Source organism: Paenibacillus liaoningensis (assembly GCF_059609455.1).
Map to the genome: position 1 here is coordinate 125054 of NZ_JCAALU010000002.1, position 15832 is coordinate 140885.

Consider the following 15832-nt stretch of genomic DNA (forward strand, 5'->3'; position numbering starts at 1 on the left):
CCGACAGCAACTCCAACTCCAACGCCAACACCAACAGCTACAGCAACTCCGACACCTACAGCTACACCAGCACCATCCGCTACACCAACGCCAGCTACGGGCGATCTATTCGTAGCAGCGAATGGCTCTGCTAGCAACAGCGGCACGATCAGCAGCCCGCTTACGCTTGCAGCAGCACTTACGCAAATTCAACCGGGCAAAACGATCTATATGCGCGGCGGCACCTACGCTTTTTCCGAAACGGTAACAATTGAGCGCACGAATAGCGGAAGCTCTGTTAGTGCACGCAAAGGACTTGTCGCTTATGGCAGCGAGAAGCCTGTGCTGGACTTTTCCGCACAAGCTTTTGCCTCTACGAACCGCGGTCTGCAAATTAACGGCCATTACTGGTTTGTGAAAGGACTTGAAGTGAAGGGTGCTGGCGATAACGGCATCTATATTGGCGGCAATTACAACCGCATTGAAAATGTAGAAACCCATCATAACCGCGATACGGGTCTGCAGCTTGGACGATATGTATCCACGGCCGGCTACAGCGAGTGGCCAGCTTACAATGAAATTATTAATTCTTATTCCCACGACAACTATGATCCGGATAACGGGGAAGATGCAGACGGCTTTGCCGCGAAGCTGACTGTTGGCCCGGGCAATGTTTTCGACGGCTGTATTGCGGCGAATAACGTGGATGACGGCTGGGACCTCTACTCAAAAACCGATACTGGAGCCATTGGCGCTGTAACGATTCGCAACAGCATCGCCTATCAAAATGGCCAAACGTCCGACGGTACATCGACAACTGACAGCGATGGCAATGGCTTCAAGCTGGGCGGCGAAAAAATTGCTGTAAATCACATTGTAGAAAACAGCATCGCTTTCCAAAACAAAAAGCATGGCTTCACCTATAACAGCAACCCAGGCTCCATTTCCATGAAAAACAATACTTCGTGGAGCAATGGACAAAGCAATTTCGCTTTTGATTTAGGCACACACACCTTCACCAACAACTTGAGCTTCAGCGGCAGTTCTAGCGATAAAACTAGCGGCACTGACGTTTCCAATACCAATGTTTGGTGGAAAAGCAATGCAAGCGTGAACGGCAAAGGTCTGCTCGCAAGCGCTGCTGACTTCGTGAGCTTGACCCCAACCGTTACCCGAAATGCAGACGGATCGCCGAATCTTGGCAACTTCCTCAAGCTGGCCACTGGCAGCGATTTAATCGGCTCCGGCACGCCGTCTGGTACAAATATCGGTGCCCGCTAGACATAAATAAGAGCAGGAATTTACGGCCGCCCCTTGCCTGAATGCTTCAAAACCGCTACCATGGTAAGGGTGCATAAGTGAATGCTGCCCCTTGTGGCTCCTTATGTGCGATTAACTTTTTGCCTAAGGAGACTTAACATGTTAAAGCCAGGAAGAAATGATGTATGCCACTGCGGCAGCAGCCGTAAATATAAAAAATGCTGTATCGAGCTTGATCGCGAGGAAGAGCGCCGCTTGGCGGCGGCGCAAGCTTCCGGGGGGTTGCAATCGTACGCGGATATCGAGCGCCTGCTGGATCAAGAGCTCGTGTGGGAAGCACCGTCCTATGGAGAGCTTGCCCGTGAGCTGGCTGGACAAATGAAGGACGGCTACACGCCTGCCCAAATTAGCCTTGCTCTGTTTATGTGGAAAGAGTATACGGATGCGAATAAACCTTCCTTCCGTAAATCCGGCGTTTACTGCGCGGCTTTGGAATATTTGATTTGCGAAATTCAAAGCATTCCAAGCTCGAAAGCCGAGCTTGCCGAGAAGTACAGCGTATCCGTATCTACTCTATCGAAAAAATGCACCGAGCTGACCAGCTTCTTTATGGAGCAATATGCAGAGCTGCAAGCGGAGCAGCCTGAAGCTGCAGCCGCTGGCGATGCTGAGCGCGCGGAGCAGGCGCAGCAGGAAGAGCTTGTGAAGGCTTAAGCAAGGGCCCCCGGATTTCGGCTTAAGCAGCCAGCTTTTTCACTTCTAGCTACGGATCGTCTATTGCAGCAAAAGAGCCCGCCGCCTTCACATGAAAGTGAAAGCAGCAGGCTCTTTTCGTTTGTTTTTTTCCTGTGCATAGCCTAGTTAATTGCTCGTGTTATTTGATGCTATTGCAGCCACACCTTGGTCTCGCCACCGTCGCTCGAGTATTCAATATACTCCGGGAACGCTTCTATAATAATGTATTCCGGATCGTGAGGTCCATCAAACCACTGCTTAAAGTTTTCATTCCATAGCTTCTCACGCAGCTTGTCGTCCGCACATAACTCGGCACGAGCCTGAATTTGAACAATATCGGTAGATGGCTTGCCATCGTATCCGACAAGAATGTGAACATTCGGGTTAGCCCGCAGCTCATCAACCTTGCTCGTATCGCGATTTGTCGCCAAATATAAGTTAAGTCCATCATGGAAAAGTGCCATATAACGCACCATCGGCTTATCGCCATTTACGGTAGCAAACGAGCAAACATGGTTCGCTTGCAGCACATCAATAATTTCCTGCTCCAATTGTTTTGTTGTATTCGGCATCGGTATCTCTCCTTTAAAGGTTCATCTTTTGCCAGACTTTCTGGCATCGCGCTTGCCATAGATTACCCCTTTTGCCGTTTTTTTAATCGGAGCTCTGTTTTGGCATGGCACCGTTAGATAAGCTGCTTTTCTTTATCCTCCAACCAGCGCCAGCCGTATAGCAAACGTGCAGAAAACGTACATCAATCGTAAAGCAGACGCATGAATACGCCTGCTTGTTTTTAATCAAGAATATTTATGTTTTACTATTATTTATATTTCAACGACATCATTTGCCGTGAAGCGGTAAGGCTTCTTGGAATGCCGATTCGCATAGGAAGAAGCGACAATTGCTTCCGGTTTCAGACGAGCTTTCATCCCCATAGCTTCCACACGCAGTACCATTTCCGCCACATAGGCAGCTGTCTTGCTGACAGCCGGATCGGTTCCGGCATCGACGTCAATATACGCTTCAAAGGACGCGCCCTTGTAAACAAAAGGAAGCACAATATCCTCCATTTGCGCCCTGCGTTCGCCACCGAAAAACAGCGCTACCTCCTCGCTATATGACGTCTCCAGCGACAGCTTCTCCTTAATGGATTTCAGTTCCCGCGGAATGACGACCTGCCGATAGCAGGCCCATGCCCCTTTGCCCTCACGCTGGATAACGACGCCGGTAATCATCGTCGTATGTCCTGCATGCACCTGGCAGTCGGTACCGATCATGAAATTGTAATTTGCATGTGGATCAAGCGACATAAAACGGACAATGCGATCATGCACCTGCTCCAGATTTAGGCGTCTTTCCGATACATTGTGAAACTCCATGTCGTGAATCAATTGAAGATGTTTTCTTATTTTCATCATCGTCACCTGTAAAGCAATTAGGCTTCTTCCCTTCTTTAGTTGGATTAGTGTGCTTCAAGGGACTCGAACCCTTAGTTGTCCAATGAACAGCGGATTTTAAGTCCGCCGCGTCTGCCAATTCCGCCAGAAGCACAAAGTGATGGTGACGCATGGGGGATTCGAACCCGCCGTATCCACGAGTGAAAGTCGTGTGGCTTAGCCGCTTGCCGAATGCGCCTTAATTAAATAATCGCTTTAAAACAAGGGGCGCGGGTATCGAACCCGCCTCATTCGGATTTGGACTCCGAATCGCCTGCCTTGGACATGTCCCCCTCTATCGAATTGGCTGCCCCTCTTGGAATCGAACCAAGACGCACGGTGTCAAAGACCGTTGCCCTACCGTTAGGCGAAGGGGCATTATTGGGGAGATTAACCGGACTCGAACCGGTACTTATCAGGACCACAACCTGACGTGTTTGCCTTTTCACCATAATCTCCATGGTGACGCATGGGGGATTCGAACCCGCCGTATCCACGAGTGAAAGTCGTGTGGCTTAGCCGCTTGCCGAATGCGCCTTAATTAAATTACTACTGAATCAAACCAAAAAAGGAACGTTTGTTCTTGTTTTTGCAATAAAAAAACTACTTTCTCCCTCTCGGCTCCGCCTTGCCTCCTCGACTTCAGCCTACTTCAGCTAAGTTACGAGAAAACACAAACGGACCACTCACCAAGGGTGCAAGTAGTCTTCACGTATACAGATAATGAATCATCGGAATTATTCTACCCCGTGCTTCAAGATCAGGCTGCCACTTCTCCCCCTTTGTTCAGGATGGAGCAGTCCGGCTGCGATACGCAAAAACAACGAATATTCGGTTCGATGCAGGCAACATGTAGGTTTTCATTCATCTCTTCTAAAGCTGGATGCTGCTGTTCATCCGCCTGATGCTTAACTGTTCCGCTCTGCACTTGCTCATACTGATGTAAATCAAGCTCCGCTTGCCAATTCATAAGCTGTTCTGCTGTGTTTTTCATTTCCTGCACCTTCCTTTCCTCTTCGTTATTGGTCTCGCAATGGAATCGGCTTACCGATCACGCATTTCACTTCAATGCTTTAACGCTTTAATTCATGTTCGACTTGATGCTTCTCATACTAGCATATCGACTTTTAACAAGTCAACCCTTTTTATTTTAAAAAATGAAAATAGTTTATATTATTGATTTTATTACCTTATATTCATGAATGACACACGGAAAATCGAATCATTTTTCGTTAATGAATGATTTTCTCCATCTGAAATATTCCTTTAGCAAATAAAAAAAAGGACTACTGCTCAGCGGCAGTAGTCCTTCATCTCCCCTTCAATAGCCTACCCATCCAGGGGCTCAGGCGAATACCTGGTTCCCTTCCGGTTGGCGTCGAAAGCATATAGGAGAAAGGCTGCTGCACGGGCTGTTCGCATTTTCGGCCTGCACAAAAAGATGGCTGCTCTGTTCAGAGCCCCACGGTTGTTCAAGCTTGCTATCATGATTGAATAATAAAATGGTTAACATGCGCCGTGCACTTCCTTTCCTTCGATTGATTATGTTAAATGGATTAAGTTAATATGGAGTCAACAACATCCGTTAATATTGCATTTAATCCTCGTCAATTGTTTCCCATCTTATAGCAAATAATCCTATGCTGTCAACAGTAAATATTTATTCGACTGTATAAAGGATATCCGCTGCTTACAGGGTATATTCAACGAAAACGCAAGTAAACTGCCGCAATCGAACGAAAAAACGCATTTCACAAAAAAATATAAGGCATTCTACAGGTGTTCAGCTGATTCGTTTTTATATCGGAAAAGTTTTTTGCAACCTTTTTGGTCATGTCTCGTCTGATACGGTATAAACGGCAACAAAAATTTCACATAGAGGTGATATACAATGAGAATCAAACATAAATTTGTGATGTTATCCGCTACTGCTCTGCTGGCTCTGTCTTTTGCTGGCCATAGCTTCGCGGCTTCCACTCCGTTCACCGACGTTAATCAGTCTTCTGTTAAAGATAAAATCGCTTCACTCCAGGAAAGGGGAATCGTTAAAGGCGTGAGTAACGACGAGTTTAAACCGGATGCATCCATCACAGCTGCCCAAGGTATTCAATTGATTGTGAATGCACTGAATTTGAACATCGATAACATCAGATTTTTCAAAGCGCCGCTAGCGACTGACTACTTCGCTAAAGCTAACAATGACGCCTGGTATGCAGACGCTTTAATCATTGCTGCGAATAATCGACTTGAGCTGCCAGCCGATCTTGACCCCGCCAAGCCATGGACAAAAGAAGAATTTATCCACTATTTGATGAAAGCCGCCGAAGTGACAAACAACCTGCCGCTTATCAACATTAAGCCTTTGGAATTCGCCGATGAAGCCGATCTGGACGTACAGTATCAAGGAACTGTTCAACGGGCGCTTGTGTTGAAAATCGCGGATCTTGATGCGGACGGCAAGCTCAATCCAAAGGAGGAAATTTCTCGCGCAGAAGCAGCGGTTTTGACCTATAATGTGCTAGAGTATATTGCTGCGCATCCAGCTCCAGCTCCAGTCGAGCCGGAAACGGGAGCCGCCGAGTAGACGCAAGCCCGCTACCCGCCCATCCCGTTAAATTCCTGGTGCCTGCCACAATGCTGCATCGAAACAAACACAAAAGCAGCCCACTCTTCAAAGGGAGTGGGCTGCTTTTGTGTTTGTTTGAATAGTTGATTATAGCAAGTCAATATTGAAACATTTCCTCCAGTTCAACAATTAGGAAAAAAGATATATACTCTTATTCGTATATCCTATATAATCAAAAACAGATAATAGTTCTTTATAACTGCATAATTAGGATTAAATTCTCATTATTCTTCGTCATATAGTTCTATTTGTCTATACATTCATATTTAGGGGGATATAAAGTGTATATTAAAAAATCTTTTTTTGTATCATCTTTAGTAGCATGCGGCTTGGTATTTGGAACAGTAGGTATTTTTGCAGCAAGTGGTGTCGAGAAAATCCAAGTATTTCTCAATCACGATATTAAATTCCTTGTTAATGGTTCTTCTTGGACACCTAAAGATAACAATGGCAAAGTAATGGCTCCTATTGTGTATAACGGCTACACCTATTTGCCGGCAAGAGCGGTATCCGAGGCTGTAGGTGCCAGCGTCAAATACGAAAGCAGTTCACAAACGATTCAAATTACAGCTAGTGGAACTTCTTCTTCAAACGAAGGTGTTCCATATAATGACGATACTGACAGTACAAGTACTAGTCCAGCTGCTACACCTGCTCCTACTGCAAAACCGACTGCAACGCCTGCTCCTACTGCGAAGCCGTCTACAACGCCTACTCCTAGCAGCACATCGTCATCCAGCTTTAAAACAAATTGGCCAGCAAATGTGACTCTGAGCAGTGTAAGCAAAGAAAACAAAACACAAGTAGTGCAGCTACTCAAATATTTCTCAGCTGCTTTGGAAACAAATGATTACAGTCAGTTTAATAGCTACGTAGATAAATATGTTGAAGATAAAACCGAAACTAACAAGTACTTCGAGGGTAAAGATTATTCAAAAAAATTATTCAAGGAAACAGTAGAAGGTCTTCAAAAAGCCAATGATAAAAACACGATCAAAAAATATGCAGCCGCTCTGAAAAATGCAACTGTTTCTGATATTAAAGATGGTATTTCTCCTTATAAAAGCGTTTATAGTATGGATGTAAGCTTTAACTTTATACCCGAAGATTTTTCTGCATACAGTAGCACCTATGTATATTTTAAATATCAAACTTTCGCTGACGGATCGTTTGGCTTAAGCAGCATTGATATTCATTAAGATTTTACTTTAAGATTAGCTAAAAACTGAGCCTGGATGATTGACACTCCTTTCCTTTTGATAAGGAATGTCAATCACCCAGGCTTTTTTCTGCTTAATATTAATAATGTTGTCTTCGCAAAACGATGTCTGGCTCCACCGTAATTTCAAAAGCGCGGTCCCAAATAAATTTTGGATTATCCCGCTTCAAAACGACACGGGTATATGGCGCAAGCGACCATCTTCCATCACAGATTTGACGGATCGCGCAGGCCGGGGACGCTGAGCCAATGCCGAAAGCCTTTTGCTGGGCAAGAGTTGTCGTATTCGTCTGCATGCGGCCCTGCAAAAGCGCAGTCAACAGCTCAAAATCGCTGGTGGAATTGAACAGCCGCATATTTTGATCCGCAGTCACATTCGTATATGGCGAGCGTCCGCGAGACTCCGTGCGTACTTCCGCGATTGTAACAACCTTGTAATAATAGTCCTTCAGAAAACGCTTGAACAGCAGCGAGCCGTGTGCATCCATGGCCGCATCGAGCACAGCCGCATGCGTCTCCATCGTCAGGCAGGCATAACGTGACTGAGCCATGCCAAGTGCCATGCCGATTTTATTGCCGGCCGTATTCCAGCCGCTATAGCCAAGCAGGCTGCCCGTGTATTTGCTGCCTAGCAGCGCCGTCGTAACAGCCGCATTTGCCGCGCCGCCGCCTGTAAAATCAATCACAATCGTCGGCCGCATATTCGCCGCATTTTCAGCCTCACGGCTCACCGCATTTCCCGCTTGGTCAACCGCCGTAATCGCAATGATTTCTATATCGCTCTCGATGCCTTCGCAGCTGTCCACCGCTTCCCCGCCCACAATATCGATATGGCGCAGCAGGTTTTGATGAACATCCATATATTCATAGGGATTCACAATCGCCCGGCCATCCGGGCCAAAATATCGGATTGCAAAGCGCGGCTTGCCGTTCACACAATATAGTTTTTTCGCCATGCGAGCCAGCAAGGAATGTCCTAATCCATCAGCATCCGGCAAAATAATAGCCCGCTCTGGGTTTTGTCCATCCGTGCCGCCAAGCCACTCATTAATCCGATTTTCCACAAAAGCGATCTCATTCGCCTGAATCCCGTCAATATAGGCATCGTCAACGCCAATGGCGACAAAATCAATATAGCCCTCCCTTGCGAGCTGATTCAGCATGTAATACGTCGTCGTCAATTTATGGCGCTTCGCATTATAATATTGCTCCTTATCCACGTAGACGGTATCAGGGAAGCTCGTTCCATCCGGCTGAATATCGTAGCCATTCAAAATAGCCAGCAGCTCCGTCTCCGGCTTACGCGGCTTTTGCATGAGCGTACGCGTCTCGGTATAGGCTGGCATCGCCAGACCGTCTACGAAGACGGTAGAGGCAAGCCGCATAATCGTATCGAGCACATAAATAGGCTTATACGGATAAGCCTGCTTGACCTCGCGAATAACATCAAGCAGCTCAGTCGTCTGCGAGTCATATGCAGGATATGTACCTTCAGCAGTAGCGCGCAAGCGCCTGCTCCCAATAAGCCCGCCATACACAAGCATATCCAGAGAAATAATAAAACCGTCCACCTTGGAAGCATGATGAAAAATAAAACGGCGAATATGCTCCGGCTTGCCGAACGTCGGGCCAGAGGTACCGGTCACAAGCGTTCCATCTGTCGTCATGTGGAAATCGAGGCGGTTGCGAATATCTCCTACTGGCGGCACAATTACTTGAATACCAGCGGCTTTGCCTTGCAAAATAATATCGTCCAAATTCGCTGGACGGTCGTCGAGCGGAATGTATAATACTTTTTTCATTTCAATCACTCCATGAAGTAAGGGTAGGCACTTCTCATTGAAATATCTTGTACCTTCACTTATGTAGGTAACCTTTTCGTTAGAATAACAACCATAAAAATATTTTAATTCTTCAATACAGTTCTCAATCACCTCGAGAGGACACTTGAAAACCCGCATCTGAAAGTGCGGCTGCTCCAAAAAGTAGAAGAGCGCGCGCCTTTTGCTGCGTTTGAACAGCCATCTGATGTTAATGTGAATGAGATAATCGTCAGGCCTAAGGCAAGCTTGGCTTAAGTCAAGCCATTTTTAAATTTAACTTAGGGCGTGTATGCAACGAAAGCGAGCCAGATTAGGATAGAAGCCAGCATCAATTATATTCCTTCTATATAATGGGAATGTCACAGCTCATAAATGTGAACATATGTGCCAAAAGGCTGTTCTATGTTCTTCGTAACAGGGGGTAACCCGTTACCCCATCATAAAGATAAAATTGGCGGACTCAGGAGCCGCTATTTTAACAAAATCATGTTTAAGACATAGTCTGCGGACTCAGGAGCCGCTAATGCGCAGCAAATAGCCATTTTGACGGGATAATGAGAGCGATAACGGTTTTCCTGTCCGCTTACGGCATGAAATCGATTTAAAAGCCAGAATAGCGGAACCTCAGTCCTCCAAAAAAAAGAAGTGAATGTCCCTCGTTTCCTGGCCTCACCAACAATCACAGACTGCGGTTCCCCTGCCCTTGTCAGATGAAATTGCTTTCGAATATGCACTATGCAAGGTGCAGCAGACCGATTCCAGCTTGCTTACACATCCCCTAAATAACTGTAAAATAAAAAAGCTATTTTCCCCTAACGGAAAAAGCTTCATTATTTCATTGAAAACCTTTATAATTGCAAAAAAAAAGAATTGATCATAAAAAAACAACATCCTCTTGGACATCTCGAACCAATAAGTTAGTTAAAATAAAAAGAAGCCTTGAATATCAAGGCTTCTGGAAGTTTTAAGTTATGGTGCGGTAGACAGGATTTGAACCTGCACGTCCATTGGACACTACCCCCTCAAGATAGCGTGTCTGCCGTTCCACCACTACCGCACATTTAGGGAAGTCTTAAAAGAAAAGATGGTGAGTCATGTAGGATTCGAACCTACGACACCCTGATTAAAAGTCAGGTGCTCTACCAGCTGAGCTAATGACTCGCACTAACAAAAAAATAAATGGTGACCCGTAGGGGACTCGAACCCCTGTTACCTCCGTGAAAGGGAGGTGTCTTAACCACTTGACCAACGGGCCTTAAATGTCGCACACTGTGATATTAGGCGTAAAAAAAAGACCGGCATGTTGAACGGCCTTCCGTTACAATCACTTTTGAGAAAAAATATGGCGGAGAGAAAGGGATTCGAACCCTTGCGGCTGTTACACCCTAACGCTTTAGCAAAGCGCCCCCTTCGGCCTCTTGGGTACCTCTCCATGTGTGGCTCCCCGAACAGGACTCGAACCTGTGACAACTCGATTAACAGTCGAGTGCTCTACCAACTGAGCTATCAGGGAATATTTTGTTTTTTCTCAGTGTTGCCTGTGAACCGCGGCGACAAGTAATAATTTATCATGTATCTGAATTTAAGTCAAGCGTTTTTAAAAATAATTTTCCACGACATTTTCCGCACGCATATTTTGCAGGATTTATCCGCCTTTTTCTCATGTATTCCATCCCGCATTCCTTGCATACAAGCTTGTACCGAAATGGCTCTACACGGCGCTCCGGCAGCGATTGGCAGTACCTCGAACCGCCCACCTGAGCAAGCAGCCGCTTAAAATCCTCATCCCGGTGACGATAGCCTCTTTTCAAAATATGTAGATGATAATGGCACAGCTCATGCTTAATTATTTTTTCTGTTTCGTCCACTCCGAACGTCGATAGTTGATAAGGGCTAATTTCAATATTATGCGACTTCATAAAATATCGTCCGCCCGTTGCCTTCAAACGACCGTTAAAAGTTGCCAGATGTTTGAATGGCCGTCCAAAGCTTTCCAAGGACACCCGCTCCACCCATTGCTGAAGCTCCTCGTCTTTCATCGTCTGCACCATAAATCTTGATTCTCCCTTGTTCATTTGTTCTCTTGCACTCTAGTTTGCCAAATAAAATAACAACCGTAAAGAGGGCCAAAAAAGTGCAGCAAATTCCGACTCGTTTTTCTGGCATTTTTGCAGCCCATACGCTACACTGTCAAGTAGTGATGCACTTTTATGGCACAGCAGCAATAAACAGCTGCATGATGCAGCGAATGTTTTGAGGGGAGAATCCAATCATCTTATGCCAACGATGCGTTTTGTACTAATGAAAAACAATGATCAGGTCTTCTTTGTAGAAATGCCTGATACGCATGCCTATCAATTAAGCGCCCTTAACTTGCGCCTGCACAAGGAGCTGGACAAGCTTACTGCTGAGCAGGTGCCTGCGCTTCCATATGCGATTGCTGAATGTGACCGCGTAGAGCTCCATGACAGCTCGATTCGCATTGCTTCGGGCTTAGACTACATTAACGAGTTGGAACGCGAATTTGCGGCTGTTAAAGAGTCTGCTTACCCGCTTATTGCGCTGCTCACGGAAATTCGTGCGCTGCAAGCTCAGCTTGAGCAATGGTACGAAGATGAAATCGGCTAAATAGGACCTGCACGGACATTCGCCCTTCCCCATATGGTAGTAATACATCAGGGATGACCGGGAGGAGGGCGATCCACTATGCCGCAGTGGCTGTGCAATCAAATGATGCGTGCGTTTCATAAGAAAGATCGCAGGCAAATTAAGCTGCTAAATGAATGCTGGTATTTTTATCGCAGCAAGCAAAGCACCAAGGATACGGACAATAACAACGAATTGACGATTCGCCATTGAGCGTCATAGCAAGCGTAAACGGCTGTCGCTGTCCTCTGGCGGCAAAGCTGCCGTTTCTAGGGTGAAAGATAAGAATTTATAAGGGTGCAGCTTATACATTCTTATCTTTTTTTAAAAAAAGAAGCCTCCGGCTCCCACTAATTGCAGTGGCTGCCAGAGGCTTCTTCGTTTATGATTATGAATTACATTTTGTTGAAAAATGCAATGTCGTTGATCGGCAGACGCGTACTCGGATGTCCGGTTTGGGAAGCTTTGCCGATTGGCAGCAAAATGTTCAATGCATAACGCTCTGGAATGTTCAGCAGCGCTCTTACTTTATCGCGATCGTAGCCGCCCATAGGCACGGTATCATAGCCTTTGGCTTTTGCTACTTGCATAATTTGCATCGATACGAGGCCTGCATCAAATACAGTCACTTCATGCAGACGTTCCTTTGGAATGGATGTGTACAGCTTTTGCGAGTTGGCAGCGAACGATTCGCTCATCTCTTTGGTCATAAGGCCAGCTTCCGCCATTGAACCGTAAATCTTTTCAGCATTCTTATACATTTCCAGGTCGCCCAACACGACGATAACAGCTGCTGCGTCCACAACCTGCTGCTGATTGTTCGAGATAGGCAGCAATTGCTGTTTGAGCTCCTCGTCCGTTACAACTAGAAAACGCCAAGGCTGCATGTTCGACGATGACGGTGCTTTAGCGGCAATTTCCAAAATTTCCGTAATTTCCGCTTCTGTCATTTTTGCAGTATTGTCATAGTGGCGCACCGAGCGGCGATCGCTTAATACTTGATAAAAAGATTGATCCAGCTGTGTTTGTACAGTCATGATAATTCCCTCCGAATATCGTTTATATAAGTGCAATTCTTACTGTGCGTAATATAACACAGTTGATTTCAAAAAAAACATCTGCTACACAAGCAATAGTATAGTCCTCCATCTACTCACTTGTCAATCGTATATTTCTAACTATTTTATAGTTGGTTATCTGTTACCTTTTTAAGGTCGCAAACCCGTCTCGTCAGCTGTTCAATTGTCCCTTGACCAAGCATTTCGAGCGCGCTATTTTTGACTCCTTCAGAAATTTCACCAAATGCCTGACGCATTTCCTGTCCAAATTCATGCTCTCCAGTCGTCTGCTCCAGCCCTTTGCATAAAGGCTCGCCTAGTTGAAGCGCTAAATACACATCTGCGAGCGTAATTGCGCCTGCAGAACGGCTTAGCTTGTAGCCTCCGTCCTTGCCTTCCTTCGTTGCCAAAAGCCCCTCGCGGGCAAGCTCCGCCATCACGCGACGCAGCAGCGTTGGCTCGACCTGGAGCCGTTTTGAAATTTCTGCGCTTGTGCATGGCTGATCCTTATGAGCAAGCACAACGAGCGCCTGAAGCGCTATGCCAAACCATTTATGATGGGGAAAAGTGCTGCATTTCTCGGCTTGCATAGATAGTCATCCTCTCTGTCACATAACAGGGTCATTCATTATATTCCCTGTTAAGTATGACGGACTTGCCGGCAATCGGCAAGTCCGTCTTTCAAGCTTTTATTAACCTGGCTTGCGCATCGTAAGGCCAACGCGCCCTTTTTTCACATCTACGGTCAGTACCCAGACGGTAACGGTATCCCCTACAGAAACAACGTCCATCGGATGCTTCACGAATTTATCGCTTAATTGGGAAATATGGACGAGCCCGTCATTTTTAAGCCCAATATCGATAAAAGCGCCGAAATCGATGACGTTGCGAACCGTGCCCTGCAGCTCCATGCCCGCTGTCAAATCCTCCAGATTCAGCACCTCGGTATGAAAAATAGGAGCGGGAAGCTCCTCCCGCGGATCGCGTCCGGGACGCAGGAGGCTGTCCACAATGTCGCGCAGCGTTGGAACCCCGACGCCAAGCTCAGGAGCAACGGAAGCCACATCAAGCTCTGTCAGCTTCTGCTTCAGCTCTTCCGAGCCAAGCTGGTTCAGCTTAACGCCCAGATGGGCAAAAAGCTTGTCCACGACCGCATACGACTCGGTGTGGATTGGTGTCGCATCCAGCGGATTGGCCGCTTCAGGAATGCGCAGGAAGCCGATACACTGCTCGTACGCTTTCGCACCAAGACGCGGCACCTTTTGCAGCTGCGCCCGCTTCACGAAACGGCCATTTTCCTCGCGGTATTTGACGATGTTGCGAGCTGTTGTTGCATTAATGCCTGCCACATAGGACAGCAGCGACGCTGAAGCCGTATTAACGTCTACACCAACATGGTTAACCGCTGACTCCACGACAGCGCCCAGGCTTTCATCCAGGCGCTTCTGGCTCACGTCATGCTGGTATTGGCCGACGCCGATTGCCTTTGGCTCAATCTTGACCAGCTCGGCCAGCGGGTCCTGCAGCCTGCGTGCAATGGACACGGCGCTGCGCTCGGCAACGTCAAGCGAAGGGAATTCCTCGACTGCCAGCTTGGAAGCCGAATACACGCTCGCCCCTGCCTCGCTGACAATAATATATTTCAGCTCGAGACCAGGCGCAGCTTGGCGGGCTTTAATCAGGTTCGCAATAAATTGCTCCGTTTCCCTTGAGGCCGTCCCATTGCCAATGACAATCAGCTCGACTTTATATTTATCAATCAGGCCATTAATTAAACGCTCCGCTTCCACTACTTTATGATGCGGGGCAGTCGGATAGGATACAGCCACCTCCAGCAGCTTGCCTGTATCGTCTATGACCGCCAGTTTGCAGCCTGTGCGGAAGGCGGGATCGACGCCAAGCACGACATTGCCGCGAACAGGCGGCTGAAGCAGCAGATTGCGCAGATTTTCCGAAAAAATCGAAATCGCGTGCTCCTCCGCTTTATCCGTCAGCTCACCGCGAACCTCGCGCTCAATGGACGGCGCTATCAAGCGTTTATACGAATCCTCAATGACGGCAACGAGCACGCTTCGCACCGCTTCAGCTGTATGTTTCCGTAAAATTTTACGACCAACATGCTCATGAATCCGCTCTGTGGACAATTCGAATGCTACCTTCAGCACATCCTCGCGCTCGCCGCGATTAATCGCCAGCACGCGATGAGGAGGCAGCTTGCGCAGCGGTTCATTGTAGCTGTAGTACATTTCGTATACAGACTCCGCTTTCGCATCACGTGCCTCGGTACGAATAAGCGAATGATCAAACGTATGCTTTCGCACCCAAGAGCGAATCGACGCGTCATCCGCTATATTTTCAGCCAAAATATCCATTGCCCCTTGCAGCGCTTCCTGAGCGCCGGGAACACCTTTGGCCTCATCGATATATTTAACTGCCTCGGCGAGCGGCTCTCCTTGACGGGGCTGCGACCAAAGCCACTGGGCAAGCGGCTCTAATCCACGCTCCTTTGCCACGCTCGCCCGCGTCTTGCGCTTCTGGCGATAAGGCCGGTATAAATCTTCGATCTCCTGCAGCTTTACGGACGCATTGATGGCTAAGCTCAATTCCTCGGTTAGTTTGCCTTGCTCGTCGATAAGCCGGATTACCTCACGCTTGCGCTCTTCCAAATTACGCAAATATTGCAATTTTTCCTCAATCGCTCTAAGCTCGGTTTCATCCAGCTCGCCCGTCATTTCCTTGCGGTATCTGGAGATAAACGGAATCGTATTGCCTTCATCCAGCAAGGCGACAGCCGCTTTCACTTTAGTAACCGGGATAGACAGCTGGGCAGCTACGCCTTTAATAATCCGTTCATTTTCCGCAGCTATTTGCTCCGCTGTCCGTTCCACCTTGCCAGTTGGTTCATCGAGCGCTTCACTCGTTATATTCGTCGTCGTATTTGCCAAGCGGTACGCACCGTCCTTTTGCATTTTCATAGCCTGCTTGTTTTGCCGCAGGTGGGCTTCTCCCTATTTTACCATTATGTTGGGCAAGTGTTCAAAATCATTGAA

At 47.1% G+C, this 15832-nt stretch carries 13 protein-coding genes, 11 tRNA genes and 1 pseudogene; 6 read left to right on the top strand and 19 right to left on the bottom strand.

Features of this window, described 5'->3' with window-relative positions; translation table 11 throughout:
* Positions 1 to 87 precede the first annotated feature (87 nt).
* Both AC6B99_RS03185 and AC6B99_RS03190 read left to right on the top strand, forming a co-directional pair.
* Positions 88 to 1260 (top strand): annotated as a pseudogene (locus AC6B99_RS03185) (right-handed parallel beta-helix repeat-containing protein); the annotation flags it as partial.
* Between the two features lie 138 nt (positions 1261 to 1398).
* Positions 1399 to 1953: an SEC-C metal-binding domain-containing protein gene (locus AC6B99_RS03190; protein WP_496662732.1), complete on the top strand. Its 555-nt coding sequence runs from the start codon at positions 1399 to 1401 to the stop codon at positions 1951 to 1953.
* A gap of 170 nt (positions 1954 to 2123) precedes the next feature.
* Here the strand turns inward: AC6B99_RS03190 and AC6B99_RS03195 are convergent, their stop codons facing one another.
* The 9 genes from AC6B99_RS03195 to AC6B99_RS03235 form a co-directional block, all read right to left on the bottom strand.
* The gene (locus AC6B99_RS03195) at positions 2124 to 2546 is read right to left on the bottom strand and encodes a pyridoxamine 5'-phosphate oxidase family protein (protein ID WP_056034063.1); all 423 of its coding nucleotides are present in this window, start codon (positions 2544 to 2546) and stop codon (positions 2124 to 2126) included.
* A 252-nt stretch (positions 2547 to 2798) separates the two neighbouring features.
* The gene (locus tag AC6B99_RS03200; protein WP_155973055.1) at positions 2799 to 3392 is read right to left on the bottom strand and encodes a ribonuclease H-like YkuK family protein; all 594 of its coding nucleotides are present in this window, start codon (positions 3390 to 3392) and stop codon (positions 2799 to 2801) included.
* Between the two features lie 48 nt (positions 3393 to 3440).
* A tRNA-Leu gene (locus AC6B99_RS03205) sits at positions 3441 to 3525 on the bottom strand.
* A gap of 7 nt (positions 3526 to 3532) precedes the next feature.
* Positions 3533 to 3609, bottom strand: a tRNA-Glu gene (locus AC6B99_RS03210).
* A 23-nt stretch (positions 3610 to 3632) separates the two neighbouring features.
* A tRNA-Trp gene (locus tag AC6B99_RS03215) sits at positions 3633 to 3705 on the bottom strand.
* Between the two features lie 9 nt (positions 3706 to 3714).
* Positions 3715 to 3788, bottom strand: a tRNA-Gln gene (locus AC6B99_RS03220).
* A 4-nt stretch (positions 3789 to 3792) separates the two neighbouring features.
* Positions 3793 to 3868: transfer RNA gene (locus AC6B99_RS03225), tRNA-His, on the bottom strand.
* 2 nt (positions 3869 to 3870) lie between these two features.
* Positions 3871 to 3947 (bottom strand) — tRNA-Glu (locus AC6B99_RS03230).
* A gap of 223 nt (positions 3948 to 4170) precedes the next feature.
* Complete coding sequence (locus AC6B99_RS03235; protein WP_496662733.1) at positions 4171 to 4404, bottom strand: hypothetical protein; 234 nt, start codon at positions 4402 to 4404, stop codon at positions 4171 to 4173.
* An 897-nt stretch (positions 4405 to 5301) separates the two neighbouring features.
* Between AC6B99_RS03235 and AC6B99_RS03240 the strand changes: the two genes are divergently transcribed.
* Both AC6B99_RS03240 and AC6B99_RS03245 read left to right on the top strand, forming a co-directional pair.
* Positions 5302 to 5994 (top strand): S-layer homology domain-containing protein, encoded by a 693-nt coding sequence (locus AC6B99_RS03240; protein ID WP_496662734.1) that lies wholly within the window; start codon positions 5302 to 5304, stop codon positions 5992 to 5994.
* 323 nt (positions 5995 to 6317) lie between these two features.
* A complete protein-coding gene (locus AC6B99_RS03245) occupies positions 6318 to 7235 on the top strand; it encodes a stalk domain-containing protein (protein WP_056034070.1) in 918 nt (305 codons plus the stop codon).
* Positions 7236 to 7335: 100 nt separating this feature from the next.
* Here AC6B99_RS03245 and AC6B99_RS03250 read toward each other — a convergent pair whose 3' ends face one another.
* The 7 genes from AC6B99_RS03250 to AC6B99_RS03280 all read right to left on the bottom strand — a co-directional run bounded on the left by AC6B99_RS03250 (position 7336) and on the right by AC6B99_RS03280 (position 11129).
* Positions 7336 to 9057 carry a DUF4127 family protein gene (locus AC6B99_RS03250; protein ID WP_496662735.1) on the bottom strand — a complete coding sequence of 574 codons (1722 nt, stop codon included), beginning with the start codon at positions 9055 to 9057 and terminating at the stop codon, positions 7336 to 7338.
* Positions 9058 to 10050: 993 nt separating this feature from the next.
* Positions 10051 to 10135: transfer RNA gene (locus AC6B99_RS03255), tRNA-Leu, on the bottom strand.
* A gap of 28 nt (positions 10136 to 10163) precedes the next feature.
* Positions 10164 to 10239 (bottom strand) — tRNA-Lys (locus AC6B99_RS03260).
* Positions 10240 to 10258: 19 nt separating this feature from the next.
* Positions 10259 to 10333, bottom strand: a tRNA-Glu gene (locus AC6B99_RS03265).
* Positions 10334 to 10421: 88 nt separating this feature from the next.
* Positions 10422 to 10510 (bottom strand) — tRNA-Ser (locus AC6B99_RS03270).
* 5 nt (positions 10511 to 10515) lie between these two features.
* Positions 10516 to 10591 (bottom strand) — tRNA-Asn (locus AC6B99_RS03275).
* 55 nt (positions 10592 to 10646) lie between these two features.
* Positions 10647 to 11129, bottom strand: a complete 483-nt coding sequence (locus AC6B99_RS03280) for a SprT family protein (RefSeq protein ID WP_442952525.1) — start codon at positions 11127 to 11129, stop codon at positions 10647 to 10649.
* A 226-nt stretch (positions 11130 to 11355) separates the two neighbouring features.
* Here AC6B99_RS03280 and AC6B99_RS03285 point away from each other — a divergent pair, with 226 nt between their 5' ends.
* Entirely contained in the window at positions 11356 to 11706 is a 351-nt protein-coding gene (locus AC6B99_RS03285; protein WP_056034079.1) for a hypothetical protein, read from the top strand.
* Positions 11707 to 11784: 78 nt separating this feature from the next.
* A complete protein-coding gene (cmpA, locus tag AC6B99_RS03290; RefSeq protein WP_099516750.1) occupies positions 11785 to 11937 on the top strand; it encodes a cortex morphogenetic protein CmpA in 153 nt (50 codons plus the stop codon).
* A 182-nt stretch (positions 11938 to 12119) separates the two neighbouring features.
* On the opposite strand, the gene AC6B99_RS03295 is transcribed toward cmpA, so the two are convergent.
* From AC6B99_RS03295 to AC6B99_RS03305, 3 genes are all read right to left on the bottom strand, one after another.
* Entirely contained in the window at positions 12120 to 12761 is a 642-nt protein-coding gene (locus AC6B99_RS03295; RefSeq protein ID WP_056034082.1) for a nitroreductase family protein, read from the bottom strand.
* Positions 12762 to 12907: 146 nt separating this feature from the next.
* Positions 12908 to 13372, bottom strand: a complete 465-nt coding sequence (locus AC6B99_RS03300; RefSeq protein ID WP_056034085.1) for an RrF2 family transcriptional regulator — start codon at positions 13370 to 13372, stop codon at positions 12908 to 12910.
* Between the two features lie 102 nt (positions 13373 to 13474).
* A complete protein-coding gene (locus tag AC6B99_RS03305) occupies positions 13475 to 15751 on the bottom strand; it encodes a Tex family protein (RefSeq protein WP_496662736.1) in 2277 nt (758 codons plus the stop codon).
* Positions 15752 to 15832: the final 81 nt, after the last annotated feature.

Excerpts from the sequence above, each read along its gene's own strand:
- AC6B99_RS03235 (WP_496662733.1), bottom strand. The coding sequence starts at position 4,404 with ATGAAAAACACAGCAGAACAGCTTATGAATTGGCAAGCGGAGCTTGAT.
- AC6B99_RS03195 (WP_056034063.1), bottom strand. The coding sequence starts at position 2,546 with ATGCCGAATACAACAAAACAATTGGAGCAGGAAATTATTGATGTGCTG.
- AC6B99_RS03200 (WP_155973055.1), bottom strand. The coding sequence starts at position 3,392 with ATGATGAAAATAAGAAAACATCTTCAATTGATTCACGACATGGAGTTT.
- AC6B99_RS03285 (WP_056034079.1), top strand. The coding sequence starts at position 11,356 with ATGCCAACGATGCGTTTTGTACTAATGAAAAACAATGATCAGGTCTTC.
- AC6B99_RS03280 (WP_442952525.1), bottom strand. The coding sequence starts at position 11,129 with ATGGTGCAGACGATGAAAGACGAGGAGCTTCAGCAATGGGTGGAGCGG.
- AC6B99_RS03300 (WP_056034085.1), bottom strand. The coding sequence starts at position 13,372 with ATGCAAGCCGAGAAATGCAGCACTTTTCCCCATCATAAATGGTTTGGC.
- AC6B99_RS03295 (WP_056034082.1), bottom strand. The coding sequence starts at position 12,761 with ATGACTGTACAAACACAGCTGGATCAATCTTTTTATCAAGTATTAAGC.
- AC6B99_RS03305 (WP_496662736.1), bottom strand. The coding sequence starts at position 15,751 with ATGCAAAAGGACGGTGCGTACCGCTTGGCAAATACGACGACGAATATA.
- AC6B99_RS03240 (WP_496662734.1), top strand. The coding sequence starts at position 5,302 with ATGAGAATCAAACATAAATTTGTGATGTTATCCGCTACTGCTCTGCTG.
- AC6B99_RS03190 (WP_496662732.1), top strand. The coding sequence starts at position 1,399 with ATGTTAAAGCCAGGAAGAAATGATGTATGCCACTGCGGCAGCAGCCGT.
- AC6B99_RS03250 (WP_496662735.1), bottom strand. The coding sequence starts at position 9,057 with ATGAAAAAAGTATTATACATTCCGCTCGACGACCGTCCAGCGAATTTG.
- cmpA (WP_099516750.1), top strand. The coding sequence starts at position 11,785 with ATGCCGCAGTGGCTGTGCAATCAAATGATGCGTGCGTTTCATAAGAAA.